The organism is Streptomyces zaehneri, assembly GCF_032248645.1.
GTDB classification, from domain to species: domain Bacteria; phylum Actinomycetota; class Actinomycetes; order Streptomycetales; family Streptomycetaceae; genus Streptomyces; species Streptomyces coriariae.
Map to the genome: position 1 here is coordinate 1 of NZ_JASTTJ010000028.1, position 25,268 is coordinate 25,268.

Below are 25,268 nucleotides of genomic sequence, written 5' to 3' on the forward strand. Positions count from 1 at the left end.
GGCCGATGCCGTCCCCCGCTCCGTCCGACGGAGCAGCCCGCGAGGGTGGGGGGCGGGTGGGGGGCGGGTGCGGGCAAGGCGCGCGCCGGGTGAGTGCGGACTGCAGAAGCCCGGCCCAATCGGGGCGAAAGCCGCGTTGAACTGGAGCCTTGCTCCGATTCACCACCCCTGGGTCATCACACGGCACGATCCGCATTCCTATGATGGACGCACGGCACCGCGGGCTGCTGCGACCAGGCAGCCCGAAGGGTGCAGATGCGGCGCGATGGTGGAGGGGTCTGATGACTCAGGGGGCCGGTCAGGGACCCGAAGTGGAGCGGACGGCGACGTTGCGCGACTTCCGGGTGCCCGCGTACGTCCACGAGACCGGTCCGTACGACCCCGGCACGGAACCGGGCAATGCCGCGCCGCCTCTCGAAGAACCGCTGGAGCACCCGGACGGCTACACGCCCACCCAGCGCGACCTGCCCGTCATCAACCGGCGCGGCGACACCCTCCAGGTGACCGTGGACCCGGCAGCCGTCCAGGCCCCGCCGGCCGCGACCGGCCCGGGACCGCTGTTCGTCGTCGGCGACGTCCACGGCTACCTCGACGAACTGGTGGCCGCGCTTCAGGAGAAGGGCCTGGTCGACTCCGCGGGCAACTGGTGCGCGGGCACCGCCCGGCTGTGGTTCCTCGGCGACTTCACCGACCGCGGCCCGGACGGCATCGGCGTCATCGACCTCGTCATGCGGCTGTCCGCCGAGGCCGCCGCGGCCGGCGGGTACTGCAAGGCCCTCATGGGCAACCACGAACTGCTGCTGCTCGGCGCCAAGCGCTTCGGCGACACGCCCGTCAACTCCGGCGCGGGCACCGCCACCTTCCAGGCGGCCTGGCTGCTCAACGGCGGCCAGAAGTACGACATGGACCGTCTCCAGGACCACCACCTCCAGTGGATGGCCCGCCTCGACGCGGTCGAGGAGGTCGACGGCCACCTGCTCGTGCACTCCGACACCACCGCCTACCTCGACTACGGCGACTCGATCGAGGCGGTCAACGACACCGTCCGCGAGACGATCACGCGCAACGACGCGGACGAGGTGTGGGATCTGTTCCGCAAGTTCACCAAGCGCTTCTCCTTCCGCGACGAGGGCGGCGCCGACGCCGTACGCTCCCTGCTCGATACGTACGGCGGCACCCGCATCGTTCACGGCCACAGCCCGATTCCCTACCTGCTGGGCGAAGTCGGCTCCGAGGACGGCGAGGACGACGGCGGTCCGCACGTCGAGGGACCGCACCTCTACGCGGACGGGCTGGCCATCGCGATGGACGGCGGCGTGACGATGGCCGGAAAACTGCTGGTCCAGCAACTGCCCCTGGAAATCTGAGCATTCCCGGGGCAGTTCCCGGGGCAGAAGTACCCCACTGTGGACCCGTCGGCGACATCGCAGGCCAGGGGCCAATTTCGGCAAACCCCCTGTCACCTCATGCCGTCACCGCTCTACCATCGGGTTATCCGTAGCAGGCTCCCCTCCGTTTCTGCCCGACGGCTCGTTGGCATGCGAGCCCCAAGCCCTACGGAGCATCGGGGGATGCAGATGAACAGCGTTCCGCAGCACCTGAACAGCGAGGACCGCCAGGAGTACGAGCGGATCCTCGACGAGGCGCTGCGCTCCGCCCCACACCACCCGGAACTGGCCGCAGTCGGACAGCGGCTCAACCCCGAACAACTGCGCACCATGGCGCTCAACGCCTCCGCACTCATCACGGTGGCCGCGGCAGCCGAGTACCAGCACTACGTGAAGGTCCGCGAGGAACTGCGCCACCCCGCGCCGTCCACCCCGTCGTCCCCGTCCGAGACCGGCTCCGCGGAGCCGGGCGCGGCCGCGATCGGGCTCGCCACCACCATGGGGGAGGCGGCCCAGGCCGCCGAAGCCGCCGGGGCGGGCGCCGTCGCCGCCGTCCTCACCCCCGTCCTCGCCGGGACCGCCGCGGTGATCTTCCTGCTCGTCGGCTATCTCCTCAGGATGCTGGACCCCGAGCAGGCGTTCGCCCGGACCATGGTCACCGCCGGCTGGACGTTCGGGGCCGTGGCCGTGGCCGCGATCCTCGTCGCCACCGTCGCGCTGCTGCTCACCGCCCTGCGCAACCGGCCCTCTCTGGAGGCCGGACCGTACGGCGAACTGAGCGAGGAGGTCGACCAGGCCAGGGAAGCCTGGCGAGATGCCCTGCTGGAACGCGGCATCCTGCCGTTCCTCCGGGAGGCCCTCGCCGATCCCGGCACGGCGGCCGCCCTGCACACCGACCCGGCGCCACCGGCCCCCACCAACCGCCTCCCGAAGATCGGCTATGACCGCCCGGGCTTCAGCAGCCCGGACGACGGCCGCTCGACCGGCCCGCGCCCGAGCTTCAGCAGCCCGGACTACAGCAGCCCGGACTTCGGCGGCCCGGAGCACCAGCCGGAATAGGCACTCGGCTTGCGCCCCCGCCGACCCCGCCGAGGGGAGCGCAAGCCGTACGCCGGGCGCCCGATGCCGGGCGGCTCCGGCGGAGAGCCGCCTGACGGATCGATGCTGCCCTGCGGTGCTCAACGCTGCCCTGTGTCGTTGGGAGTCACAGGGGTGGCAGCCCGGAGTCGCACGTCGGGGCATCCGGGCATCCGGGCATCCCGGGCATCCGGGCATCCGGGCATCCGGGCATCCGGGCATCCGGGCATCCGATCAGAGAATGCCCGCCCGGCCGGCCGCGGTGACCCAGCTGGGGAACTCGGACAGCAGCCGGTCGTAGAGCTCCTGGTCCGGGAGGGTGCTGATGTCGTCCACGGAGAAGAAGCCCACGTTGTCGACGCGACGTCCGGGCAGTGTGTCGAACCGCTCCAGGACGCCGTAGTTGGACCGGCCGAGCCCCACGAACTGCCAGAAGATCGGCTCATCGACCGCAGCCCGCAGCTCCCGCTCGATCGCCGCGTCGCGGTAGACCCCCCCGTCGGAGAAGAACAGCACCAAGGTCGGGGCGGCCGCCGGATTCTCCCGGACATACGACCTGACCTGGGAAATCGCCTTCTGTTCCTCGTTCTGGATGCCGACCGAGCGCATGTCGACCTGCCCCGGCTCCATCCCCTTGCGCGGCTTCTTGCTCCGCCGGAACAGACTGATCTCGCCCACCCGCACATGCAGCCGCAGCCACTCGGGGAGCTCACCCAACCGCAGGTCGGGAAGGCGGGCGGCATCGCTGGCGAAGGTCCAGGCCTGCATCTCGCCGTCGTCGTCGAGTTCTGCCGCCACCGCAGCCATACGCTCCACGACGTCCGCCACCACACCGCGTGAGTAGAGGAACGCCATGGACCCGGAGGCATCGAGGACTAGCACGACCCGCGCGCTGATCCCCACCGCCCCCCGCTTGCTCAGACTGACGGCGACCTGCTCCTTGCGCAGCGACAGCCGCTTACGCATGTCGACGGGAAGCCGCTCCTCCCCCTTGGTCAGACGGGGGCCTGACGGTGGGGTGGTCGTCGGTGGGGTGGTCGTCGGTGGGGTGAGCGGGGTCGGGGGGATGGTCCGTGGGGTGACCGCCGGTGAGGCGTCGGCAGGCGGGGTGGCCGCCGGGCGGTTCGTTGGGGTGGCCGCCTGCTCCGGCTCGTCGTCGACCGTGATCCCGAAGTCCCTGGCCACCCCCGCGAGCCCGGAGGCGTACCCCTGCCCGACCGCCCGGAACTTCCAGCGCCCCTCGCGCAGGTACAGCTCACCGGCGATGAACGCCGTCTCCGTGTCGGCCTGCATCTCGAAGCGGGCCACTTCGGAGCGCCCGTCCCCATCGAGGAGTCTCAACGTCAGGCCGGTCACCTGGCCGAACGTGCCCCCGTCGGCCGACGCGCACAGCACCACACGCGTGATGCCGCCTTCCAGCGAGCGGAGGTCCACCTGGACGGTGTCGGTCATGACACCGGCTTCGCTCCGCTTGCCGGCGTGCCGCACGGCGCCGGACGCGTGCAGCGGCTGGTTGTAGAAGATGAAGTCCCTGTCGTCACGCACCCGTCCGTCCTGCGCCAGCAGCAACGCCGAGGCATCGATGTCCGGCCCACCGGCCCCTTCGGCCCAGCTGAGTTCGACCCGTACGTCCGGCACGTCGACCGGCAGATTGGCACCCTTGCTCAGGGATCGCGCTGTCATGGAGGCAAGTCTGCCGAGCCGACGCCCCAGGGCAACCGAACGAGCGCCATCCTTTCCTCCTGGGCGACCGCCGTGAGCGTGCCGTCGGGACGCAGCGCCACGACCGGTGTCGGTATGTGGGTGACCCGAAGGCACCCACACGGCGCGACGCCTTCACCCCGGGCCACTCCGCCTGCACTCCACCGGTCATGACGTCGATCAGCCGAGGGCGCCCGTGCAGGAGACGACGCGACCACCACCCGCGAGCAGCGTGCCGGCCTCGAGATCGACGGAGTTCCGGTGCAGCCCCACGCGCTGGGACAGCGACCACACTCCGATCCGACGGCGTCCGAGCGAGGCATGCTCCACGCCCGGCCACCCACTGCATCGACCAGCTCATCGCCCTACCAGGCCAATGACCGGACCGGCGCCGTCGACTTCACCCACTCCAAGATCCCTCTCCCCCCACTCGCGACAACGTCGTCGTGTCTCTCCCTCCATGACGGTCGCTGATGGCGCTGTCCCCAGGCCGCGGGCCGCGGGCCGCGGGCCGCAAAGGACAGCGCCGATCCCAGTACGTCAGTCAGCCAGCGGCAGGTACACCCGGTTCCCGCTCGCCGCGAACTCCTTCGACTTCTCCAGCATGCCCTCGGCGATCTCCTCCGCCGAGGCCCCGTCGGCCGCCCCGGCGCCGAACCGCTCGTTGATGCTCTGGCTGATCTTCATCGAGCAGAACTTCGGCCCGCACATCGAGCAGAAGTGCGCCGTCTTCGCCGGCTCCGCGGGGAGTGTCTCGTCATGGAACTCCCTGGCCGTGTCCGGATCGAGGGCGAGGTTGAACTGGTCCTCCCAGCGGAACTCGAAGCGGGCGTCGGACAGCGCGTCGTCCCATTCCTGCGCACCGGGGTGCCCCTTGGCGAGGTCGGCTGCGTGGGCGGCGATCTTGTAGGTGATGACGCCGGTCTTGACGTCGTCACGGTTGGGCAGGCCCAGATGTTCCTTGGGCGTGACGTAGCAGAGCATGGCCGTGCCCCACCAGGCGATCATCGCGGCACCGATGCCGGAGCTGATGTGGTCGTACGCCGGCGCGACGTCCGTCGTCAGCGGGCCGAGCGTATAGAACGGAGCTTCATCACAGATCTCCTGCTGAAGGTCGATGTTCTCCTTGATCTTGTGCATCGGGACATGGCCCGGGCCTTCGATCATCGTCTGAACATGGAAACGCTTCGCGATCCGGTTGAGTTCCCCGAGTGTCCTCAACTCCGCGAACTGCGCCGCGTCGTTGGCGTCCGCGATGGAACCCGGCCGCAGGCCGTCGCCCAGCGAGTACGTGACGTCGTAGGCGGCGAGGATCTCGCAGAGTTCCTCGAAGTTCTCGTAGAGGAACGACTCCTTGTGGTGCGCGAGGCACCAGGCCGCCATGATCGAGCCGCCACGGGACACGATGCCGGTCTTGCGGTTTGCGGTGAGCGGGACGTACGAAAGGCGGACACCGGCGTGGACCGTCATGTAGTCCACGCCCTGCTCGGCCTGCTCGATGACGGTGTCCTTGTAGATCTCCCAGGTCAGTTCCTCGGCGCGGCCGTCGACCTTCTCCAGCGCCTGGTACAGCGGCACCGTGCCGATGGGGACGGGGGAGTTGCGCAGCACCCACTCGCGGGTGGTGTGGATGTTGCGGCCGGTCGACAGGTCCATGACCGTGTCGGCGCCCCAACGGGTCGCCCAGGTCATCTTCTCGACCTCCTCCTCGATGGAGGACGTCACCGCCGAGTTGCCGATGTTGGCGTTGACCTTCACCAGGAACCGCTTGCCGATGATCATCGGCTCGATCTCCGGGTGATTGACGTTGGCCGGCAGCACCGCGCGGCCCGCCGCGATCTCGTCGCGCACCACCTCGGGGGAGACGTTCTCGCGGATGGCCACGAACTCCATCTCGGGTGTGATCTCCCCCCGGCGCGCATACGCGAGCTGGGTGACCGCCTGGCCGTCCCGTCCGCGGCGCGGCAGGCGCGGCCGGCCCGGGAAGACCGCGTCGAGGTTGCGCAGGCCGCCGCGCGGTGAGGTGTGCTTGAGGCCGTCGTCCTCGGGGCGGACCGGCCGGCCCGCGTACTCCTCGGTGTCGCCCCGGGCGATGATCCAGTTCTCGCGCAACGGCGACAGGCCCCTGCGGACGTCCGTCTCGACGAGTGGATCGGTGTACGGGCCGGAGGTGTCGTACAGGCTGACCGACTGCCCGTTGGTGAGGTGCACCTGACGAACCGGCACCTGTAGATCGGGGCGGGTGCCCTCGACGTACCCCTTGTGCCAGCCGATGGACTTCCCGGCCTCCGAGGCATTCACGTCGACCGTGCTTTCGCTGGTCGCTGTCTGCGTGAAGGCAGGCGTGCGTGCGTCCTTGTTGGTCATGAGACCTACTCCCTACGCCGGCATTACCCGGTAACAGGTTCGGCGGTCGACGCAGCGGCTACCGCCTGCCGATGTTTCATGTGAAACATCACTCGATTCGAGAGACGTTCCCCGTGAAACATCGCGAAGACGGAGGTCAGCGCCCTCTCAGCCCGGTGCTCCGAGCTCCCGCGTGTGCAAAGGTTGCCTCCACGCTAGCGTCAATTCTGGCGCGGTGAACAGAGGGCCCGTGCCGTTCTTGCGATGATCGGTCGGTGACCACGACACACCAGCCCCCGTATCCGCCGCCCGAGCCGCCCCGCCGACCGGGCGCCGCCGGCGGTCCCGGCAATGGCTCCGACAATGGCTCCGGAAGCGGTTCTGGCAGCGGCCCCAGCCCCAGAGGCGACCGCGACTTCAGCAACGGTCACGATCACCCGCGTCGTCCCGACCACGGGCCGGGATACGCAGGCGGACTCGGCGGGCTGAGACGCGCAGGAACCCCTGGCGGTCAAGCCCCCGGCTTGGTCGAGGGCGGCGGGGCAGGGTCGGGGACGCAGTCGGAGCCGCGGACGCAGTCGGGGGCGGGGTCGGGGAGTGGCCGGGGCTACGGAAACGCTCCAGGGCCCGGAACCAGCCGGGGATACCGGAGCGGACAGGAATACCGGGGCGGGCAAGGGCCCGAGAACGACCTGGGATACGGGGACAGCCGCAGGTACGCCGGGTACGACGGGTACGGGGATGGGTCCGTGCCCGGGCAGGAGTACGGCCCCGACCATGGTTCCGGCCCTCGTCCTGGCCCGGGCCCTCGTCCTGAACGTGGTCCCAGCTCTGGTTCTGATCCTGGCTCTGGCCCCGGCCCTGGTGACGGTTATGGCTTCGACCGTGAACACGGTCATGGGCCCAGTCACGACGGTGGCCATGGCGGCGGCCCCGGGAACGGTCCCGGCGAGGGCCACGGCGACGGACACGGCCATGGCCCGGGCGACGGGCACGGGCCCGGTTCCGGCGGCGGGCACGGGCATTCGCACAGCCACAGTCACGGACCGGCAGCCCCCGTCTCCCACCACCTGCGCAAGGTCATCGCGGCCATCCTCATCCCTTTCGGCGCCGCTGTACTGGTGGGGCTCGTGGTGCTGTGGCCCGGCGGCGCCCCGGCACACGAGCGCACCGGAGTCGGCTTCGACCGGCAGACCCAGCAGGCCACGGTCACCAAGGTCGTGAGCTTGAGTTGCGCGTCGGTGAATGCCTCGGGCGACACCCCTACCGGCGACACCTCCACGGCCGAGGGCTCCTCCGCCCAGCAGCAGGCGGGCGGCACCTGCAAGCGGGCCACGATCCGGGTGGACACCGGCGACGACAAGGGTCGTACCTTCACCGAGATCGTCCAGCCCGACCAGTCAAGGCAGTTGGAGCAGGGCGAGAAGGTCGTGGTCGCCTACGAGCCCTCCGCGCCGAAGGACCTCCAGTACTCGGTCACCGATGTGAACCGCCGCATCCCCATGGCGGTGCTGGCGATCATCTTCGCGGTCGCCGTCGTGGTCGTCGGGCGGCTACGGGGCGTCATGGCGCTGGTCGCGCTGGCCATCAGCTTCATGGTGCTGAACTTCTTCGTGCTGCCCGCGATCCTCCAGGGGTCGAACCCCCTGGTCGTGGCGGTGGTTGGTTCGAGCGCCATCATGCTGATCGCGCTGTATCTCTGCCACGGGCTCTCCGCCCGCACCTCCGTCGCGGTGCTCGGCACCCTGATCTCACTGCTGCTGATCGGCATCCTCGGCTCGCTGTTCATCGACTGGGCCGCGCTGACCGGGAACACGGACGACAACACCGGCCTGATCCACGGCCTGTACCCGTCGATCGACATGAGCGGTCTGTTGCTGGCCGGCATCATCATCGGCTCGCTCGGCGTCCTCGACGACGTGACGGTCACTCAGACCTCGGCGGTCTGGGAACTGCACGAGGCCAACCCCGCGATGGGCTGGCGCGGCCTGTACCGGGCCGGTATCCGCATCGGCCGCGACCACATCGCGTCCGTGGTCAACACGCTCGTCCTGGCCTACGCCGGTGCCGCGCTGCCGCTGTTGCTGCTCTTCTCGATCGCGCAGAGCAGCGTGGGCGCCGTCGCCAACAGCGAACTGGTCGCCGAGGAGATCGTGCGCACCCTGGTGGGCTCGATCGGCCTGGTCGCCTCCGTGCCCGTCACCACGGTCCTGGCGGCCCTGGTGGTCTCCGCCGACCGGGCAGGCCCCGGGAAGGCACCCGTGACGACTCCGGAAGCGGCTCCGGCGGGTGCGGTGGCCGCGAGCAGCGCCCAGCCCCGGGGCGGCCGGGGCAGGCGGCGCAAGCGCTGAGGCGGGAGGGCGCCCGGGTGCCGGCCACACCGGCCGACTCGGGCGCACGCCTCGCCCCGCTCGACAGAGCCGTTCGGCGCCTGCGCCACCTCATGAAGAAGCGTTCCTGCACAACACCAACCACAGCGAAGCCTTCGCCGCACTCGCTTCGCCACCACTCTCATCGCCATCACGTCAGCCGGCGCTCTGCTCCTCCGCCAGGATCCGGTCCAACGCCTCGTCCAAATGCGCGTCGAAATCGGCGAGAGCACCCTCCTGGCCCAGCGGCACCAGCTTGTCGGTGCGGTCGAGGAAGGCCACGAGCGGGGCCGCCGATGAGCGGAACAACGCCTGGTCACCGCCGACCTGAAGCCGGATCAGGACCTCACCCAGCACATCGGGATCCACCGGCGAGACACGGACGTCCCCTTCGCCGCACGGCCTGCCCACCCCGTCGATGAGCAGTTCACGCCCGAAAGCCCAGGTCACCGGGGCATCACCGGGCAGATGGAAGGTGAGTCGCACGGCATAGGGATCGCACGACTCGTAACCCAACTCCACCGGAATGCGGAACGAGAGCTCCTCGGAGACGAGGAAGCTCATCATGACCTCTGCCTGTACTGCCTGTACGGACTCGCGCATCGCCTTACCTCGTCATTTGCCGCCGACTGGCCGGGAATGGACCTTCTGACACTGCACGCATCTTGCTGAAAGTACACAACAGATCACAAGGAGTGAGTTTTCAGATACTGATAGAGATCGCCAGCGATCCCAGCAGCCGCCCGATCTCGCTCTGGAGTTGCCGGGCGGCCGGCAGCAACCGGTCGGCGTGATGGGCGGGCAGAGAGATCGCCATGGTGGACGCCGTGGTCCCCACGGTGATCGGGACCGCGGCGCACACCGTGCCCAGCGCGTACTCCTGCCGTTCGACGACCGGTTCCATACGCCGCATCCGCTCCAGGCGCCGCAGCAGGGCGTGGTTGTCACGCACGGTGTACGGAGTGATCGACTCGGCCGGGTAGCGGGCCAGGTGGTCGCGGCGGGCGTCCTCGTCCAACTGGGAGAGCAGGCACTGGCCGATGGCGTGCGCGTGTGCGGTCTCGCCAAAGTCGGCCCACTCCTCGACCGCCGGATTACCCGGAGTGTCCGAAACGCACATGATCTCGATCTCGCCGTCGCGGTACCTGGCGTAGTACACCGGCACACCGATCGAATCGCGCCACTGGGCGAGGGTGTCGGCAACCGTGCTGCGACGTTTCTGCGCGGCTCCGCTCCTGCCGAGCCGCTCAGCCGCCTCACCGAGGAAGAAGAGCCCTCTGTCCCGTCGCAGATAGCCCTCGTGCACGAGAGTGCGCAGCAGGTGGTAGGCCGTGGGCAGCGCGAGTCCGGTCTCGCGGGCGAGCTGTTTGGCCGGAGCCCCGTACTCGTGCTCCGCGACGGATTCCAGCAGCCGCATGGCGCGCTGGACGGAGCCGATCAGGGTGGCCGCGGGGTGCGGATGCTCGGGGGTGGTCGTGTTCGGGGGGCGTTGCAGTGGGGGTGCGGCAGATCGCGGCCGGGCGGGAGGTGCGAACGGTTCTGCCGATGCGGTGTCAACCATGACCATGGGTCACTTCCGAAGCGCGAGGGGGAGGTCCGTGCGGGGAACACGGGAGGGGGTGTGCGCCACTCGCGGGGGTTCGTACCCGCGACGAGTTCCGGACTTTAACCGTCTGCCACCGCGTACAGACGGGCTGTCAGGGAAACTTCCCCCGGCCGAGGGAACAGGCGATTCCTGTTACCGCTCACCAGTCGCTGCGCGAGGAGGAACTCGAAGTGAACTTCCTTACGACGTAGATCAGTCCGCCGACCAGCGCCACGAAGACCAGCAGCTTGAAGAGCAGGCCGATCACGAACCCGACGACGCTGGCTATGAGGCCACCGAACACGACCAGGGCGATGACCGGCACCGCGACCCACTTCACCCACCACGGCATTCCCGCGAAGATCTCTCGCATGGCCCTTGTCCTCATCCTCTTCGTTCGATGTCCGGCACCCCTGCCGGGCCGGCGCGTTTCGATGTCCTACCGCCGATGCTAGGTCCGAAGAGGGTGCCGACGGGGGCCTCGCATCCCTTGTCCTCCCCTGACCGAACCCTTAGGGAACCCCGAGGCCGCTGGTCGACCAGCGGACGGACACGCTCAGGTCGGACGCTGGCCGGGCACCGTACGGCCCTGCTCATGACGGACTCCGGACGAGCTCATGACGGACTCCGTACGGGCTCCGGGCTGTGGAGCTCAGCCCTCGGCCGGAGAGAAGACGACCAGAACCCGAAGGTCCTCGCTGATGTGATGGAACTTGTGGGCGACCCCGGCCGGGACGTACACCACACTGCCCCGCGCCACCTGGGTCGTCTCCAGACCGACAGTGATCGAGGCACGCCCGCTCACGACGAAGTACACCTCGTCCTGGTTGTGCGGATTCTGTGGATCATGCGCGCCGGCGTCGAGCGCGTACAGCCCGACCGACATGTTCCGTTCACGCAGAAACTGTAGGTAGGCACCGTCGTTGGCGGCTCGCTCCGCCTCCAGTTCATCCAACCGGAATGCTTTCATCGACCTGGTCCGCCCTCGTCCGGTGCTCGTTCTCGATCTCTCTGCCACGATCAGACACATGAAGAATTTCGTAGTCAAGACGATCGCCAACGCGGGCGCCCTGGCGGTCGCCGTCTGGCTGCTCGACAAGATCACCCTGACCGGTGACAGCACGGGCAAGAAGATAGGCACCCTGGTCGTCGTCGCACTGCTTTTCGGCCTGGTGAACTTCCTGGTCAAGCCGGTCGTGAAGGTGCTGACCTTCCCTCTGTTCATCCTCACCCTCGGCCTGATCACCCTGGTGGTCAACGCCCTGATGCTGCTGCTGACCTCATGGTTGGCCGACAAACTCGACCTGAGCTTCCATGTGGAGGGCTTCTGGACCGCGGTCCTGGGCGGCCTGATCATTTCCGTCGTCTCCTGGGCCCTCAACGTCGTCATGCCCGACGGCGACTGAGGCCGCGATGACCTGCCGCGTCTGTTTCGTCTGCACCGGCAACATCTGTCGCTCGCCGATGGCCGAGTCGGTCTTCCGCGCGCGCGTGGAAGACGCCGGTCTCGAGGGACTGGTCGAGATCGAGAGCGCCGGCACGGGCGACTGGCACGAGGGCGAGGACGCCGATCCGCGCGCCCTCTCCGTCCTGGAGGAGCACGGATACGCCCTCGACCACACGGCCCGGCGCTTCGAGCCGTCATGGTTCGCCCGCCTCGACCTCGTCATAGCCCTCGACGCCGGCCACCTCAAGGCCCTGCGCCTCCTCGCACCCACCGAGGAGGACGCGGCGAAGGTACGGCTGCTTCGGTCCTACACCCCCGCGGCAGCCGCCGACCTCGACGTCCCTGACCCCTACTACGGGGGCCTGAGCGGCTTCGAGGAATGCCTTGAGATGGTGGAGGAGGCGAGCGCCGGTCTGCTCGCTGCCGTACGAGACGACGTGGAAGGACGAATGGCATGAGCGGATCCGCTACCGACGGAGAGCTTTCCGGAGGCCCCGGGGAGGGCACGCGCGCGGTGCGGGCGGGGCTGCCCGAGCCGGTGAAGTACGAGCCGACCCTTCCCGGGCCGGTGTTCGCAGCGCACTTCCACCTGCCGGGCGAGCCCACCGGCCCTTACACCTACGGCCGTGACGAGAACCCGACCTGGACCCACCTGGAGCACGCCATCGGCGAGCTGGAGGCGCCGGGCCAGGACGACGTCGAGACGCTCGCCTTCGCCTCCGGCATGGCCGCGATCTCGTCGGTGCTGTTCTCCCAGCTGAAGGCCGGGGACACCGTCGTGCTGCCCGACGACGGCTACCAGGTACTGCCCCTGGTGCGCGCACAGTTGGAGGCGTACGGCATCGAGGTACGCACCGCGCCGACCGGCGACGACGCCCAGCTGAACGTCCTGGACGGCGCGAAGCTGCTGTGGATCGAGTCCCCCTCGAACCCCGGGCTCGACGTGTGCGACATCCGGCGGCTCGTCGACGCGGCACACGCGCGTGGCGCTCTGGTGGCTGTGGACAACACGCTCGCCACCCCGCTCGGGCAGCGCCCGCTGGAACTCGGCGCCGACTTCTCGGTGGCCAGTGGCACCAAGCAGCTCACGGGTCACGGCGACGTCCTCCTCGGCTACGTCACCGGGCGGGCCGGTACGCCGATGACAGCCGTACGGCGCTGGCGCAAGATCGTCGGGGCGATTCCCGGGCCCATGGAGGCCTGGCTCGCGCACCGGTCGATCGCCACCCTCCAGTTGCGCGTGGAGCGGCAGAACACCACCGCCATGGCCGTGGCCGAGGCACTGCGGGGGAGGCCCGAGGTGAGCGGGCTGCGGTACCCGGGGCTGCCGGACGACCCGTCGCACAAGGTGGCCTCGCAGCAGATGCGTCGCTACGGATGCGTGATCTCCTTCACGCTGTCCACGCGCGCGCATGCCGAGCGTTTTCTCGAGGCCCTGCGGCTCGTGGACGACGCGACGAGCTTCGGCGGGGTGCGGTCCACCGCGGAGCGGCGCGGGCGCTGGGGTGGGGACGCGGTGCCGGAGGGCTTCATCCGGCTGTCCGTCGGTGCCGAGGACCCCGAGGACCTGGTGGCAGATGTGCTGCGTGCGCTGGAGGAGTCGGCGCGGTGATTGCCTTACGGACCACCCGTCGGGGCTCCGCTACGCACAACGGACGGTCCGAGCCTCCCCCCTCGTGGCTCGGACCGTCCTCGGTTCTGCGCGCGAAGAACCGCGCGAACAAGGCTAGTTGACTCTGTGTCAGTGTCCAATCACAGTAGCGACAGAGACCTATCGACTTATTTATAGCTGGGCCCCGCCCCAGAGCTGGAGGAAGGGCAGGGAAAGGGAGGACGCTCCGTGGATCTGGCTTTGCTGCGCACCTTCGTGACCGTGCACCGGGCCGGCTCCTTCACTCGCGCCGCCGCTCTGCTGGGACTGTCCCAGCCGGCCGTCACCTCGCAGATCCGCACCCTGGAGCGGCAACTCGGCCGCCCCCTCTTCCTGCGGCAGGCCCGCGGCGTGACGCCGACGAGTATCGGCGACGAACTCGCCCACAAGGCCGCTCCGCATCTCGACGCCCTGGTGGAGATCGCCGGAACCGGCCCCGACGACGAGTCCGCCGGGCGGACGCTGCACCTCGCAGGGCCCCCCGAATTCACCGCCGAGCGGGCCCTTCCCGCGCTCACCGGGCTGTCCGGCGACGACGGCCAGGGGTTCGCCCTGCGCGCCTCCTTCGGCAACGCCGAGGAGGTCCTGGAGGGCCTCGCTGCCGGCCACCACGACCTGGTCATCAGCACGGCGCGACCGCGCGGGGCGCTGCTCACGACCACTCCTCTGTGCGACGAGGAGCACGTCCTGGTCGCCGCCCCGCAGTGGGACGAGCGGATCGATGCCGGGAAGCTGTGCCGCAAGGGCGCGACCGCGTTGGAGAACCTCCCGGTCGTAGAGGTCCACGAGTCCCTGCCCCTCGTCTCCCGCTACTGGGCCTCAGTCTTCGACTCGCGCCCCGCCGCTTCGGGCACCGTCATCGTGCCCGACCTACGCGCGGTCCTCGCGTGTGCTCTCGCGGGCGCGGGTCTGGCGGTCCTGCCCCGCTATCTGTGTGCGGCCGCCCTGGACCGCGGTGACATCGTCGCGCTGCACGAGCCGGCGGTGCCGCCGCTACGGACGTACGTTCTCGTGGCGCGCACAGGAACGCTGGCGACGCCGCATATCGCCCGGGCCCACGAATGGCTGCTGCGCGCGGCCACCGCCTGGTACTGACCCGGTTTCCGCCCGGTGGCAGGGAATGATCTCCTCCGATGCCCTCTCGCGATGTTTCACGTGGAACCAGCCGGGCCACATTCCTCCCATGACCGTCCGACCCGTGGTCAAGCGCACCGCACGAGCCGTTCTGCTGGACGGCGACAACCTGATCCTGATCAAGCGCACCAAGCCCGGTGTCGATCCCTACTGGGTCACGCCCGGTGGCGGGGTCGAACCGGATGACGCGACCGTGGTGGACGCCTTGCACCGCGAGGTGCACGAAGAACTCGGCGCCAAGATCACCGACGTGGTGCCCTGCTTCGTCGACACCGTCGAGCACATCGGTGACGACGGGGGTGCGACCGGCGTGAAGGTGCAGCACTTCTTCGTCTGCCGTCTGGAGTCCATGGACCCGGCCCTGCGGCACGGCCCAGAGATCGAGGAACCCACCGGCGAGTACGAGATCGTCCGTGTGCCGTTCACCCGGGTCGGGATCGCCTCCGTCCACCTCGTCCCGCTGTCGCTGCGGCACTACCTCGACGGCAACATCGAGGGCGTCCGCGCCATGCACGCGCCCGACCTCGGCTGAGGGGCTGAGCCCGGCCCGGAGCGGCCCGCTGGGCGGCGGGTCAGCTTCCGGTCGCGACGAGTTCCTCGACCGAGTCGTGCCGTATGCGCTCCGAGGGGATGCCGACGCCCCGCAGCGCGTCCACCCCGCTGCGGATCATGCCGGGCGGACCGGCGACGTAGGCGTCGTACTCGGCCCAGGGCCCGAAGGTGCGTATCGCGTCGGGCAACTGGAGCAGACCGTGCCGGTCGACCACCGGGCGGACCTCCAGCCAGGGGTGGGACTGCTGGAGCCGGAGCATCGTGTCGATGTCGTACAGGTCGTGGTCGCTGCGCGCGCCGTAGAACACCTCGACCGGGCGCCGGGCGCCGTGCTCGGCGACATCCTCGACCAGCGCCTTGATGGGGGCTATGCCGGTGCCACCGCCCACGCAGAGCAGCCCGCTGTTCCTGGTGTGGTCGACGGTCATCGAACCGGCCGGGGGGCCGAGCCGGATGACGTCGCCGGGCCGGGCGCGGTGCACCAGGGCGCTGGAGACCCAGCCCGCGGGGACGGCCTTCACATGGAACGCCAGCAGGCCGTCGGAGCGTGGTGCCGAGGCGAAGGAGTAGTGCCGCCAGATCCGCGGCCACCACGGCGTCTCCAGGCTCGCGTACTGCCCGGCGAGGAAGGGGTAGGGCTGGTTGGGGCGGACGGTGAGGACAGCCACATCCGGCGTTCTGAGGTCGTGCGTGACGACCTCCGCGTACCACCAGGGCGGGGCGCGCAGTTCGTCCACGGCCGCCGCGTCAATCATGACCTGGGAGATCGTGGTGTAGGTCCGGACCCAGGCCGCCTCCGTCTCGGCGTTCCACACGGCGTCCGCGTACTTGCTCAGCGCGCCGATGAGGCACTCGCCGACGGCCGGATAGTGCTCGGCCCTGGTGCCGTACTTGCGGTGACCACGGCCGAGGTTCTGAAGGTATTCGACGAGGACCGCTTTGTTGTCCACGTGCTCGGCGGCGGTGAGCAGTGCCTTGAGCAGCCGGTCCCGTTGGGCGTCCATCGCGGGCGGGAACAGCGAGCGCAGGTCGGGGTGGCGGACGAACAACAGCGCGTAGAAGTACGACGTGACCTTGTCGGCCACCGGGGCCACCTCGGCCATCGTGCGCCGGATGAGGACGGCGTCCGGAGACGCGTTGCCGACAGGCGACGGCCGTTGAGCGGACACCAGGGAGTCGACGGGCGAGACGGTGACCTGTTGCACGGCCGAACGGGACTCGGCGGGCACGGCCCGCTGCGGGGGCCCAGGCACTTCCGCGGACACGGGCGGCTGCGGCTGCTGCGTCGGCGGCAGCAGCGACGGCGACGGCGACGGCGACGGCATAGACGCCTGCTGGACAGGTGCCCCAGGTTCCGCGTGGCCTTGCGAGGCGTGGGGCGTCCCGCGCGGGGCCGGAGCCTCGGGCGGAGCCGGTGGCCGAGACTGCACGAAGAGTGGCGCCTCGGCGGGGTGGTGGACCTCGACGGGGGATTCCTGCCGGGGCGGCGCCGGGGGCTGTGCGCTCGCGGGGGCGGTCGTCGCGTCGTCGGGGGGCGGCGGGTCCGGGTGTATTCGGCGCTCGACGTCCGTGGTGCCGCCCTGGGGCGCCTCGCCTCGGGAGTCGACCGCGTTCCTGCCCACCGGGCGCAGTGCGGCCAGGCGACGGCCCTCGGAAGCCCCTTGCTCGCCCTGCGGAGCCGGCTCCGGCTGCTTGCGCGGTGTGAACCATCCGTCCCCGCCGCCGGACGTGCCGTTGTCGGCCGACCTGCTGGTCGGAGCGTCCATGGTGTGCCTCGCCTCGAACATCTTTCGGTCGGTCTGCGCACTTCCTGGATCGGAAGGTGCCTGTTTCCCCCGCAGACGGCTTGTTTTTCCGTTCGGTTCCACGGCCAGGACCGCCACGGTCCACCCGTATTTCCCCTCCGCACCCACACGTAGGGCGAGTGGTCGAGGTGGGGCGGCACTCTCACCGCAGCATCCCATCCTGTCCGGGCGCCTCGGTCACATCACCGGAAATGCGGTTCTTCGATCTCTCCGTCCCGTTAGGCTGCATTGCCCTGTTCTCGGCTCGCGCGGAATGGATGCATCGCGTCGCGCGCACTTCGTCCCGGAAGCGAACCGGAGTCGACCATACCGGCCGCCGTCCGCCGCACAAGTCCCCCCCTTCCGTCCCCGGAACAGGCTCGGCACGCGAACCGCGGGTTTTCTGCAATCCGGAGCCGATGACGGGTCAATCAGCCCTCATGACACACCAATTCATAGGCATCCCACAGATCCTTCCCGACGTAGGAGTGGGTCGCGAGGCCCGACAGATGGCGGTCCGAGTTGACCGCCACGGAGACCGGCACGGCCCCGAACAGATCCTTGTCGGAGAGCGAATCGCCGTAAGCGACACAGTCCTCCCGCGTCACCCCGAACTCCGCGCAGAGCCGGTCGGCGATCAGCACCTTCGCCGCCGCGCTCAGCACTCCCGCCGGGTCCATGGGCTCGGCGAAGGGGACCGCCGGGAATCGGGACCCGTAAGTCGCGTGGGCGCCCCACCCGGCGAGTCTTTCCACGAAGAAGGAAGGCGAGAGCGACACGACCGCGCAGTACTCCCCCTTGCGCCCTATCTCGGCCCAGACATCGCGGATACGTGCCAGCCACGGCGCTCCCTCGAACGCCGCCGTCACATGCTCCTCGGTGAGCCGCGTCCAGAGTTCGTACACCTGCGCCGCGTACTCCGGCGGGCCGATCGCCCCCGCCGAGATCGACTGCTCCAGCAGCATCGTCTCCGCCTCCAGGCCGAGTTGACGCGAGATCTCCAAGGGAGCGGACGTCCCGTGCAGCAGCGTGCCGTCAAGGTCGAAGAGGTGAAGTCTCGCCATGGCCCGAGGCTAACGGGCAGGCCTGAGATCTCCCTGACGGTGCCTCTCCCCAGCTGCCGTTCGCCCCTGTTTCACGTGAAACACTCCGCGCTGTGCTCTAGGTGGACGGTGGGCCGTGAGACTGGACGGCGAACCGTCATATGGCCAAAAGCACGTGCGTCCCAGGGGAAACAGGTGGACGCCGACGGTACGGGTCGGACAGCCTGATCTGCGTGCCGACTCCTTCCCTCACCGCTCTGCCCATCCGTCGTCTGACGCACCGCGACCTCACCGCCTGCGCCGACTTGTCCGAGGACAGGGGGTGGCCGCGCGAGGAGCACAAGTGGAGCCTGCTCCTCTCGGCCGGAAGGGGATACGGCATCGACGACCCCGACGGCGGGCTCGTCAGTGCCTGCGTCGTCACCGAGTACGGCCCGCCCGGCCAGCCCACCCTCGGCGCCATCGGCATGGTGCTGGTCGCCGAGCGGTACGCCCGGCAGGGCATCGGTCGACGGCTGATGCGGCACGTCGTCTCCCTGCAGGGCGCCACCCCGCTGACCCTGCACGCCACACCGAACGGCCGTCCGCTCTATGAGGAGCTGGGCTTCAAGACCACGGGCCGGGCGGAAATGGTGCGCGGGCGCCTCACGCCGGGCGACACGGCGTCGGACGTCGTCACCCGCGTGGCCACGGCCGAGGACCTCACCGCGATCCTCCGGCTCGACGAGGAGGTCTTCGGCACCGATCGGACGCATGTGATCGCTCGTCTGCCCGCCTTCGCCGACCAGTTGCGGGTCGCCGAGGACGACGGCCGGATCATCGGCTACGCGGCCGCATGGCCCAACATGGACACACAGGTCGTGGGCCCGCTGATCGCCAGGGACACGAAGACCGCGAAGGCTCTGGTGGCCTCCCTCGCCGCCCGCACGGACCGGCCACTGCGCACCGACATCGACGTACGGCACGAGGAACTGCTGGAGTGGGTGAAGGCGCGGGGCCTGGAGTCCGTTGCCTTCAACGCCGTGATGACTCACGGGATCACGGAGCTGCCGGGCGACTGGCGCCGCCGGTTCGCTCCGCTGACGGTGGCGGCCGGCTGAGCCGGGGGACACGACGGAACGCCGGTTCCCGTGATGGTCGGAAACCGGCGTTCTGGACGTGACAGGTCAGACGAGCGTCTCCACGGCGGCCGTGGCAAAGCCGTGGTCCTGCTCCGGGGCGCCGCCGCCGACCCCGACCGCGCCGATCAGACGGCCGTCGCGGTGCACCGGCACTCCACCCGCGATGAACAGCAACGGCCGGTCGAGCGCGGTGGGCAGGGTGTGGAAGAGGCCGCCCGGCTGCACGGCGTCGACGAGGTCGGCGGTGGGGGCGTTGAGCTGAAGCGCCGTGTACGCCTTGCGCGTGCTCGTCTCCCCGGAGATCAGAACGGCCCGGTCATCGCGACGGAAGGCCAGCAGATGGCCGCCGGCGTCCAGGACGGTGACGCTGACCGTGACCCCGGCTGCCTCAGCGGCACGGCGGGCGGCCGTGACGAGGGCTTCGGCGTCGTGAGTGGTCAGGGGCGCGAAGGTGGTGGTGCTCATGAGAGGAACTTCTCCTTGCGATGGTGTCGGGGCGTGTAAAGGTTTCGCGACTCTGGGCGTGCCCGGGGTCCGCGTGCTGCCGAGGTCCAGCGCGGTCGAGGTCCGCGGCAGTAAGGGATGGGCGTCGGCTCGCCGGGACGGTCCTGGGCCAGCGAGGTGACCCGCGGGTTTCACCGCTGGACGGCCGTCCGCCGCTCGGCGGGCGCTCCACCGGCGACGACTGCGCCGGCACGGCCAGGGGCGTTGTCACGGCGCTCCAGCGCGGCCGAGACGACGGCGAGCAGCAGGGCGCCCGCGGCAAGGGCGGCGCCGACCCAGTTCGGGGCGGTGTAGCCCAGGCCCGCGGCGATGACGAGGCCGCCGAGCCAGGCGGACAGCGCGTTGCCGAGGTTGAAGGCACCGATGTTCACCGCCGACGCCAGCGTCGGCGCGCCGTGTGCCTGGTCCAGGACGCGCTTCTGGAGCGGCGGGACGGTGGCGAAGCCCAGGGCGCCGATCAGGACGATCGTGACGGCCGCCAGGACCTTGTTGTGGGCGGTGAGCGTGAAGAGCGCCAGGACGACCGCCAGGGCGCCCAGAGAGACGTACAGCATCGGCATCAGCGCGCGGTCGGCGTACCTGCCGCCGACGAGGTTGCCACCGACCATGCCGAGCCCGAAGAGGACCAGCAGCCAGGTGACGGATCCGTCGGCGAAGCCGGCTACGTGCGTCATCATCGGCGCGATGTAGGTGATGGCCGCGAAGACTCCACCGAAACCGAGGACGGTCATCGCCATGGCGAGCAGCACCTGTGCGTTCTTGAAGGCGGCCAGTTCGTGCCGCAGGTGCACTCCCTCGGCCCGCGGCATCTCGGGCACGAGCTTGGCGATGCCGGCCAGGCCCACGACGCCGAGTACGGCGACGATCGCGAAAGTGACGCGCCAGCCGACGCTCTGCCCGACGAGAGTGCCCAGCGGAACGCCCACGACGTTGGCGACGGTGAGCCCGGTGAACATCATCGCGATGGCCCCGGCCTTCTTGTCCGGGGCGACCAGGTCGGCGGCGACGACCGAGCCGATGCCGAAGAAGGCGCCATGGGCGAGTGAGGCGACCACGCGGCCGATCAGCATCACGGCGAACGAGGGGGCGACGGCGGACAGCAGGTTGCCGACGATGAACAGGCCCATCAGCAGCATCAGCATCCGCTTGCGGGAGATCTTGGTGCCGAGGACCGTCATGAGCGGGGCACCGAACATGACACCGAGCGCGTAGCCGGTCACGAGAAGGCCGGCCGTGGGGATGGAGACCCCGAAGTCGCCCGCGACCTCGGGCAGCAAACCCATGATCACGAACTCGGTCGTCCCGATCCCGAAGGCCCCGATCGCGAGGGCCAGAAGCGCGAGAGGCATAGGAGGTAACACCTTCCGAGATGATTGCAGATGCGCTTTACGTGCCTCCACAATAGTTGCATACGCGGGCTATATGCAACCGCCGTATATTGCGGGATTGCTCTATCCTGGTCTCAGCCGCTCCGGGACGGAGGAGAACCCCATGACTGCCACGGACCCCGCGCTCACCGCTCTCGCCCAGGGCTGGTGCGCCCTCTCCCTGCTGCACGGGAGGATCGAGGCCCACATCGAGCGCGCGCTGCAGAGTCGGCACGACCTGAGCGTGCGCGAGTACTCCCTGCTCGACGTACTCAGCCGGCAGCACGACGGCGACGGGGGACATCTCCAGATGAAGCAGGTGGCCGACGCGGTCGTCCTCAGCCAGAGCGCGACCACCCGACTGGTGACCCGGCTCGAGGACCGCGGGCTGCTCGAGCGCTACCTGTGCCCCACCGATCGCCGCGGCATCTACACCAACGTCACCGAAGACGGTCTGAAGCTGCTGGCCGAAGCCCGTCCGACCAACGACGCCGCCCTGCGCGAGGCGCTCGACGAGGCCGCCAGGAACGCGGAACTGGCCCCGCTGGTACGGGTGGTGGAGTCACTGAACGCGCCCGTCGCCACGCTGGGCACATAGGGTGCGGGCATGGGAGATCTTGAAATACGGGCCGCCGTCGCCGAGGACATCCCCGCGATCGTCGGCATGCTCGCGGACGACCCCCTGGGCGCACAGCGCGAGTCGCCGGACGATCTCAGCCCCTATCTGACCGCCCTGGAACGGCTCACCGCCGACCCGAACCAGCGTCTGGTCGTCGCCGTCCGCGAAGGACAGGTCGTCGGGACGCTCCAGCTGACGATCGTTCCGGGCCTGTCCCGGCGCGGCTCGACCAGGTCGATCATCGAAGGCGTGCGGGTGCACGCCGACGAGCGCGGCAGTGGCCTGGGCACGCGGTTCATCGAGTGGGCGATCCAGGAGTCCCGGCGCGAGAACTGCCAGTTGGTGCAACTCACCTCCGACAGCACGCGCACCGACGCCCACCGCTTCTATGAGCGCCTGGGCTTCGTCGCCTCGCACGTGGGCTTCAAGCTCCAGCTCTGAGGGCGCCGGGCCCGAACAGAAGCGCCTTGTTTCACGTGAAACAGGGCGCTTCCCTGTCGTACGGGGCTAGCCGATGCCGCGCCAGCCCTTCGGGTCGACGCCACCGGGCACAGCGGCCCGCTCGTCGTACGGCTGACGCGTGAACACGAACGACGCGAGGTCCAGGTGGTCCACGCTCCCGTCCGGCCGCCGTACGGCCCGCAGGAGCTCTCCGGCGTAGTAGCCGTCCAGGCCGGTCCAGGTACCGTCCCCGTTCGGCCTGAACCGGGAGCGCCGCCCGGCGCCGGACAACGGCCCCAGGGAGACCAGCCCGTCGGCCGTCACCCGAAGGGCGAAGGGGCTGGTCCCCCAGTGCCACTGACCCGCCAAGTCCAGGACGGCGGGGTCGACTTCCCGCAGCGGACGCCACGGCTCGGGAATCCGCGGCTCGGCCTCGGCGACGATCCGGACGAGATCGGCGGCCACTTGGGACGTCAGAACGCCGGACGTGCAGTTGGCGAGCACCACCGCGGCCACGTCGTCGGCCACACCGATGGTGAGGGTGGCCAGGAAGCCCGGCACCGAGCCGGAGTGGCCCACGAGCAACCGGCCGTCCCGGTGCTGGATCTGCAGCCCCAGTCCATAGGTGGATCCGTCCGCCACGTCCGGCAGCCCAGCCGGGGCGGCGGGCGTCCACATCTCGCGCAGGGTCTCCGCGCTCAGGACCCGGTCGTCACCCCGGGCCAGGAACGCGGCGAATCGCGCAAGGTCGCCGGCCGTGGACCAGAGCTGGCCGGCCGCGGCCATCCGCCCGAAGTCCTCGGCGGGCTCGGGCAGCAAGACGTCGGCCCAGGGATGGACCGCCCAGCCTCCCGCGGCCGGGGCCTGCGACCGGACGGTCGTACGGTCGAGCCCCAGAGGTTCGAGTACTTCCTGTCGCAGCACCTCTTCCCAGGGCACCCCACGGAGTTCTTCCACCAGAGCCCCCAGGAGTGAGTAGCCGGGGTTCGAGTAGTGGTGACGTCGGCCGGCCGGAAACGGGGCGGCCCGGTCGCCGAGGACGTCGGCGAACTCGGGCCGCAGCGAACCCGGGGTCCGCTCCCACCAGGGGCCGGGCGACTCCGCTGCCAACCCACCCGTGTGGGCGAGCAGTTCGGCCACCGTGGCCTCCCCCACGCCGGTTCCGGGCAGGTGCTTCTCGAACGGGTCCTCGAGGTCGAGCACTCCTTCGTCACGCAGTCGCAGAACGAGCACGGCGGTGAAGGTCTTGGTGATCGAGCCGATCCGGTACTGGACGTTCTCGTCCGGCGCGTGCCCGTCGACCGAGGTCCGCGCCCCGTGCCACACGGCCCGCCCGTCCCGTACGACCGCGGCGACCAGCGACGGGGCCCGTCCCTCGGTCTGGGCCACGGCGATCCGGTGCAGCAGCGCCCGCCGGGTGCCGGGAAGCAGCTCTTCCTGAGGTGTTGTCATGGGCCCAGTCCACCCGCCCGCACGGCCGACGTCGAGTTCATTCCGCCCAGGGCGGCACCGGATCAGGTCTGCGCCATGTCCACGAAGCGGGAGTAGTGGCCCTGGAAGGCGACGGTGATCGTGGCCGTCGGGCCGTTACGGTGCTTGCCCACGATGATGTCCGCCTCGCCCGCGCGCGGAGACTCCTTCTCGTAGGCGTCCTCACGGTGCAGCAGGATCACCATGTCGGCGTCCTGCTCGATGGAGCCGGACTCACGCAGGTCGGACACCATCGGCTTCTTGTCCGTGCGCTGTTCGGGACCACGGTTGAGCTGCGAGAGCGCGATCACCGGGACCTCCAGCTCCTTGGCCAGCAGCTTGAGGTTACGGGACATGTCCGAGACCTCCTGCTGACGGCTTTCGGAGCGCTTGGAGCCACCGGCCTGCATCAGCTGGAGATAGTCGATGATCACGAGCTTGATGTCGTTGCGCTGCTTCAGCCGACGGCACTTGGCCCGGATCTCCATCATCGACAGGTTCGGGGAGTCGTCGATATACAGCGGTGCGGAGGAGACCTCGGGCATCCGGCGCGCCAGACGGGTCCAGTCCTCGTCCGTCATGGTGCCGGAACGCATGTGGTGCAGGGCGACGCGGGCCTCGGCGGACAGCAGACGCATCGCGATCTCGTTGCGCCCCATTTCCAGCGAGAAGATGACGCTGGGCAGGTTGTGCTTGATCGACGCCGCGCGCGCGAAGTCCAGCGCGAGCGTCGACTTGCCCATGGCGGGACGCGCCGCGATGACGATCATCTGGCCCGGGTGCAGACCGTTGGTGAGCGAGTCGAGGTCCGTGAACCCGGTGGGCACACCCGTCATCTCGCCGCTGCGCGAGCCGATCGCCTCGATCTCGTCGAGGGCGCCCTCCATGATGTCGCCGAGCGGGAGGTAGTCCTCGCTGGTGCGCTGCTCGGTGACCGCGTAGATCTCGGCCTGGGCGCGGTTGACGATCTCGTCGACGTCGTCGTCGCCCGCGTATCCCATCTGTGTGATGCGGGTGCCGGCCTCGACCAGGCGGCGCAGCACGGCGCGTTCGTGGACGATCTCCGCGTAGTACTCGGCGTTGGCGGCGGTCGGCACCGTCTGGACGAGGGTGTGCAGATAGGACGCGCCGCCGACCTTGTTGATCTCGCCGCGCTTGGTGAGTTCGGCTGCGATCGTGATGGGGTCGGCCGGCTCGCCCTTGGCATAGATGTCCAGGATCGCCTGGTAGATCGTCTCGTGCGCGGGCTTGTAGAAGTCGTGGCCCTTGAGGACCTCGACCACGTCGGCGATGGCGTCCTTGGACAGCAGCATGCCGCCGAGGACGGACTGCTCGGCGTCGAGGTCCTGCGGCGGTACCCGCTCGAAGGCGGTGCCACCGCCTTCCCACTCGCCGCTTTCCCGGCCGCGATCGTGCTGTTCGTCACGGCCGCGCCCCCCTTCGCCGCGCCGCCGGGCAGGAGGCAGACGATCACTGGGCCCGCTGTCGGCCCACGGGTCGTCCAAGGGCTCGGAAATGCTCACCGAGCAACCTCCTCCCGTCCGCCGAGCGGACCTCGCCGTGCCTTCTTTCTACGGCACGGCACTGACAAATCGAGAGCGCCAACTCCGGTTGTGGCGCGTCGGTTTTATGAGGGTTTCCTCGGCCGACGGACGGAGCGGGCGCCGGA

24 protein-coding genes are annotated in these 25,268 nt (G+C 69.6%); 11 read left to right on the plus strand and 13 right to left on the minus strand.

The window, feature by feature from the left end; genetic code table 11:
• Nucleotides 1-281: 281 nt before the first annotated feature.
• Nucleotides 282-1,367, plus strand: coding sequence for a metallophosphoesterase (locus QQM72_RS34520; RefSeq protein WP_314224751.1), 1,086 nt, complete (start codon nucleotides 282-284; stop codon nucleotides 1,365-1,367).
• Nucleotides 1,368-1,571: 204 nt separating this feature from the next.
• On the plus strand, nucleotides 1,572-2,447 hold the full coding sequence (locus tag QQM72_RS34525) for a hypothetical protein (protein WP_314224752.1): 876 nt from the start codon (nucleotides 1,572-1,574) through the stop codon (nucleotides 2,445-2,447).
• Between the two features lie 252 nt (nucleotides 2,448-2,699).
• Here QQM72_RS34525 and QQM72_RS34530 read toward each other — a convergent pair whose 3' ends face one another.
• The 3 genes from QQM72_RS34530 to thiC all read right to left on the minus strand — a co-directional run bounded on the left by QQM72_RS34530 (nucleotide 2,700) and on the right by thiC (nucleotide 6,533).
• Nucleotides 2,700-4,148: a VWA domain-containing protein gene (locus tag QQM72_RS34530; protein WP_314224753.1), complete on the minus strand. Its 1,449-nt coding sequence runs from the start codon at nucleotides 4,146-4,148 to the stop codon at nucleotides 2,700-2,702.
• 198 nt (nucleotides 4,149-4,346) lie between these two features.
• Complete coding sequence (locus QQM72_RS34535; protein ID WP_314224754.1) at nucleotides 4,347-4,496, minus strand: hypothetical protein; 150 nt, start codon at nucleotides 4,494-4,496, stop codon at nucleotides 4,347-4,349.
• Between the two features lie 210 nt (nucleotides 4,497-4,706).
• Nucleotides 4,707-6,533 (minus strand): phosphomethylpyrimidine synthase ThiC, encoded by a 1,827-nt coding sequence (thiC, locus tag QQM72_RS34540; RefSeq protein WP_314224755.1) that lies wholly within the window; start codon nucleotides 6,531-6,533, stop codon nucleotides 4,707-4,709.
• Between the two features lie 728 nt (nucleotides 6,534-7,261).
• Between thiC and QQM72_RS34545 the strand changes: the two genes are divergently transcribed.
• Nucleotides 7,262-8,863, plus strand: a complete 1,602-nt coding sequence (locus QQM72_RS34545; RefSeq protein ID WP_314224756.1) for a YibE/F family protein — start codon at nucleotides 7,262-7,264, stop codon at nucleotides 8,861-8,863.
• A gap of 174 nt (nucleotides 8,864-9,037) precedes the next feature.
• Here the strand turns inward: QQM72_RS34545 and QQM72_RS34550 are convergent, their stop codons facing one another.
• The 4 genes from QQM72_RS34550 to QQM72_RS34565 form a co-directional block, all read right to left on the minus strand.
• Nucleotides 9,038-9,484 carry an SsgA family sporulation/cell division regulator gene (locus QQM72_RS34550; protein WP_020130693.1) on the minus strand — a complete coding sequence of 149 codons (447 nt, stop codon included), beginning with the start codon at nucleotides 9,482-9,484 and terminating at the stop codon, nucleotides 9,038-9,040.
• Nucleotides 9,485-9,584: 100 nt separating this feature from the next.
• Nucleotides 9,585-10,448: an IclR family transcriptional regulator gene (locus tag QQM72_RS34555; protein WP_314224757.1), complete on the minus strand. Its 864-nt coding sequence runs from the start codon at nucleotides 10,446-10,448 to the stop codon at nucleotides 9,585-9,587.
• A gap of 178 nt (nucleotides 10,449-10,626) precedes the next feature.
• Nucleotides 10,627-10,839, minus strand: a complete 213-nt coding sequence (locus tag QQM72_RS34560) for a DUF5326 family protein (RefSeq protein ID WP_020130691.1) — start codon at nucleotides 10,837-10,839, stop codon at nucleotides 10,627-10,629.
• A 279-nt stretch (nucleotides 10,840-11,118) separates the two neighbouring features.
• Nucleotides 11,119-11,436 (minus strand): cupin domain-containing protein, encoded by a 318-nt coding sequence (locus tag QQM72_RS34565; protein WP_020130690.1) that lies wholly within the window; start codon nucleotides 11,434-11,436, stop codon nucleotides 11,119-11,121.
• Between the two features lie 58 nt (nucleotides 11,437-11,494).
• Between QQM72_RS34565 and QQM72_RS34570 the strand changes: the two genes are divergently transcribed.
• From QQM72_RS34570 to QQM72_RS34590, 5 genes are all read left to right on the plus strand, one after another.
• Nucleotides 11,495-11,872 (plus strand): phage holin family protein, encoded by a 378-nt coding sequence (locus tag QQM72_RS34570; protein ID WP_054242144.1) that lies wholly within the window; start codon nucleotides 11,495-11,497, stop codon nucleotides 11,870-11,872.
• Nucleotides 11,873-11,879: 7 nt separating this feature from the next.
• A complete protein-coding gene (locus QQM72_RS34575; RefSeq protein WP_314224758.1) occupies nucleotides 11,880-12,371 on the plus strand; it encodes a low molecular weight protein-tyrosine-phosphatase in 492 nt (163 codons plus the stop codon).
• Nucleotides 12,368-13,525 (plus strand): cystathionine gamma-lyase, encoded by a 1,158-nt coding sequence (locus QQM72_RS34580; protein WP_314224759.1) that lies wholly within the window; start codon nucleotides 12,368-12,370, stop codon nucleotides 13,523-13,525. The genes QQM72_RS34575 and QQM72_RS34580 overlap by 4 nt, the downstream gene beginning before the upstream one ends.
• 228 nt (nucleotides 13,526-13,753) lie before the next feature.
• Nucleotides 13,754-14,659, plus strand: coding sequence for a LysR family transcriptional regulator (locus QQM72_RS34585; protein WP_314224760.1), 906 nt, complete (start codon nucleotides 13,754-13,756; stop codon nucleotides 14,657-14,659).
• A gap of 88 nt (nucleotides 14,660-14,747) precedes the next feature.
• Entirely contained in the window at nucleotides 14,748-15,230 is a 483-nt protein-coding gene (locus QQM72_RS34590; protein ID WP_314224761.1) for an NUDIX hydrolase, read from the plus strand.
• 40 nt (nucleotides 15,231-15,270) lie between these two features.
• Here QQM72_RS34590 and QQM72_RS34595 read toward each other — a convergent pair whose 3' ends face one another.
• Together QQM72_RS34595 and QQM72_RS34600 are read right to left on the minus strand one after the other, a co-directional pair.
• The gene (locus QQM72_RS34595) at nucleotides 15,271-17,037 is read right to left on the minus strand and encodes a globin domain-containing protein (RefSeq protein WP_399079773.1); all 1,767 of its coding nucleotides are present in this window, start codon (nucleotides 17,035-17,037) and stop codon (nucleotides 15,271-15,273) included.
• Between the two features lie 428 nt (nucleotides 17,038-17,465).
• On the minus strand, nucleotides 17,466-18,098 hold the full coding sequence (locus QQM72_RS34600) for an HAD family hydrolase (RefSeq protein WP_314224764.1): 633 nt from the start codon (nucleotides 18,096-18,098) through the stop codon (nucleotides 17,466-17,468).
• Nucleotides 18,099-18,310: 212 nt separating this feature from the next.
• On the opposite strand from QQM72_RS34600, the gene QQM72_RS34605 reads away from it, so the two are divergent.
• Nucleotides 18,311-19,177, plus strand: coding sequence for a GNAT family N-acetyltransferase (locus QQM72_RS34605; protein ID WP_314224765.1), 867 nt, complete (start codon nucleotides 18,311-18,313; stop codon nucleotides 19,175-19,177).
• Nucleotides 19,178-19,243: 66 nt separating this feature from the next.
• Here the strand turns inward: QQM72_RS34605 and QQM72_RS34610 are convergent, their stop codons facing one another.
• Entirely contained in the window at nucleotides 19,244-19,663 is a 420-nt protein-coding gene (locus QQM72_RS34610) for a GlcG/HbpS family heme-binding protein (protein WP_314224766.1), read from the minus strand.
• Nucleotides 19,664-19,833: 170 nt separating this feature from the next.
• Nucleotides 19,834-21,051 (minus strand): MFS transporter, encoded by a 1,218-nt coding sequence (locus tag QQM72_RS34615; RefSeq protein ID WP_314224767.1) that lies wholly within the window; start codon nucleotides 21,049-21,051, stop codon nucleotides 19,834-19,836.
• A 142-nt stretch (nucleotides 21,052-21,193) separates the two neighbouring features.
• Between QQM72_RS34615 and QQM72_RS34620 the strand changes: the two genes are divergently transcribed.
• The gene (locus QQM72_RS34620) at nucleotides 21,194-21,667 is read left to right on the plus strand and encodes a MarR family winged helix-turn-helix transcriptional regulator (protein ID WP_314224768.1); all 474 of its coding nucleotides are present in this window, start codon (nucleotides 21,194-21,196) and stop codon (nucleotides 21,665-21,667) included.
• A 9-nt stretch (nucleotides 21,668-21,676) separates the two neighbouring features.
• Nucleotides 21,677-22,129 (plus strand): GNAT family N-acetyltransferase, encoded by a 453-nt coding sequence (locus QQM72_RS34625; protein WP_314224769.1) that lies wholly within the window; start codon nucleotides 21,677-21,679, stop codon nucleotides 22,127-22,129.
• Nucleotides 22,130-22,195: 66 nt separating this feature from the next.
• On the opposite strand, the gene QQM72_RS34630 is transcribed toward QQM72_RS34625, so the two are convergent.
• Nucleotides 22,196-23,581, minus strand: coding sequence for a serine hydrolase domain-containing protein (locus QQM72_RS34630; protein WP_314224770.1), 1,386 nt, complete (start codon nucleotides 23,579-23,581; stop codon nucleotides 22,196-22,198).
• A gap of 62 nt (nucleotides 23,582-23,643) precedes the next feature.
• Nucleotides 23,644-25,122, minus strand: coding sequence for a replicative DNA helicase (dnaB, locus tag QQM72_RS34635; protein ID WP_057606326.1), 1,479 nt, complete (start codon nucleotides 25,120-25,122; stop codon nucleotides 23,644-23,646).
• Between the last annotated feature and the right edge of the window lie 146 nt (nucleotides 25,123-25,268).

What these genes read in the sequence shown, in the direction of transcription:
- QQM72_RS34520 (WP_314224751.1), top strand. Translation starts at nt 282, where the DNA reads ATGACTCAGGGGGCCGGTCAGGGACCCGAAGTGGAGCGGACGGCGACG.
- QQM72_RS34525 (WP_314224752.1), top strand. Translation starts at nt 1,572, where the DNA reads ATGCAGATGAACAGCGTTCCGCAGCACCTGAACAGCGAGGACCGCCAG.
- QQM72_RS34530 (WP_314224753.1), bottom strand. Translation starts at nt 4,148, where the DNA reads ATGACAGCGCGATCCCTGAGCAAGGGTGCCAATCTGCCGGTCGACGTG.
- thiC (WP_314224755.1), bottom strand. Translation starts at nt 6,533, where the DNA reads ATGACCAACAAGGACGCACGCACGCCTGCCTTCACGCAGACAGCGACC.
- QQM72_RS34550 (WP_020130693.1), bottom strand. Translation starts at nt 9,484, where the DNA reads ATGCGCGAGTCCGTACAGGCAGTACAGGCAGAGGTCATGATGAGCTTC.
- QQM72_RS34555 (WP_314224757.1), bottom strand. Translation starts at nt 10,448, where the DNA reads ATGGTCATGGTTGACACCGCATCGGCAGAACCGTTCGCACCTCCCGCC.
- QQM72_RS34560 (WP_020130691.1), bottom strand. Translation starts at nt 10,839, where the DNA reads ATGCGAGAGATCTTCGCGGGAATGCCGTGGTGGGTGAAGTGGGTCGCG.
- QQM72_RS34565 (WP_020130690.1), bottom strand. Translation starts at nt 11,436, where the DNA reads ATGAAAGCATTCCGGTTGGATGAACTGGAGGCGGAGCGAGCCGCCAAC.
- QQM72_RS34570 (WP_054242144.1), top strand. Translation starts at nt 11,495, where the DNA reads ATGAAGAATTTCGTAGTCAAGACGATCGCCAACGCGGGCGCCCTGGCG.
- QQM72_RS34575 (WP_314224758.1), top strand. Translation starts at nt 11,880, where the DNA reads ATGACCTGCCGCGTCTGTTTCGTCTGCACCGGCAACATCTGTCGCTCG.
- QQM72_RS34580 (WP_314224759.1), top strand. Translation starts at nt 12,368, where the DNA reads ATGAGCGGATCCGCTACCGACGGAGAGCTTTCCGGAGGCCCCGGGGAG.
- QQM72_RS34590 (WP_314224761.1), top strand. Translation starts at nt 14,748, where the DNA reads ATGACCGTCCGACCCGTGGTCAAGCGCACCGCACGAGCCGTTCTGCTG.
- QQM72_RS34595 (WP_399079773.1), bottom strand. Translation starts at nt 17,037, where the DNA reads ATGTTCGAGGCGAGGCACACCATGGACGCTCCGACCAGCAGGTCGGCC.
- QQM72_RS34600 (WP_314224764.1), bottom strand. Translation starts at nt 18,098, where the DNA reads ATGGCGAGACTTCACCTCTTCGACCTTGACGGCACGCTGCTGCACGGG.
- QQM72_RS34610 (WP_314224766.1), bottom strand. Translation starts at nt 19,663, where the DNA reads ATGAGCACCACCACCTTCGCGCCCCTGACCACTCACGACGCCGAAGCC.
- QQM72_RS34615 (WP_314224767.1), bottom strand. Translation starts at nt 21,051, where the DNA reads ATGCCTCTCGCGCTTCTGGCCCTCGCGATCGGGGCCTTCGGGATCGGG.
- QQM72_RS34620 (WP_314224768.1), top strand. Translation starts at nt 21,194, where the DNA reads ATGACTGCCACGGACCCCGCGCTCACCGCTCTCGCCCAGGGCTGGTGC.
- QQM72_RS34625 (WP_314224769.1), top strand. Translation starts at nt 21,677, where the DNA reads ATGGGAGATCTTGAAATACGGGCCGCCGTCGCCGAGGACATCCCCGCG.
- QQM72_RS34630 (WP_314224770.1), bottom strand. Translation starts at nt 23,581, where the DNA reads ATGACAACACCTCAGGAAGAGCTGCTTCCCGGCACCCGGCGGGCGCTG.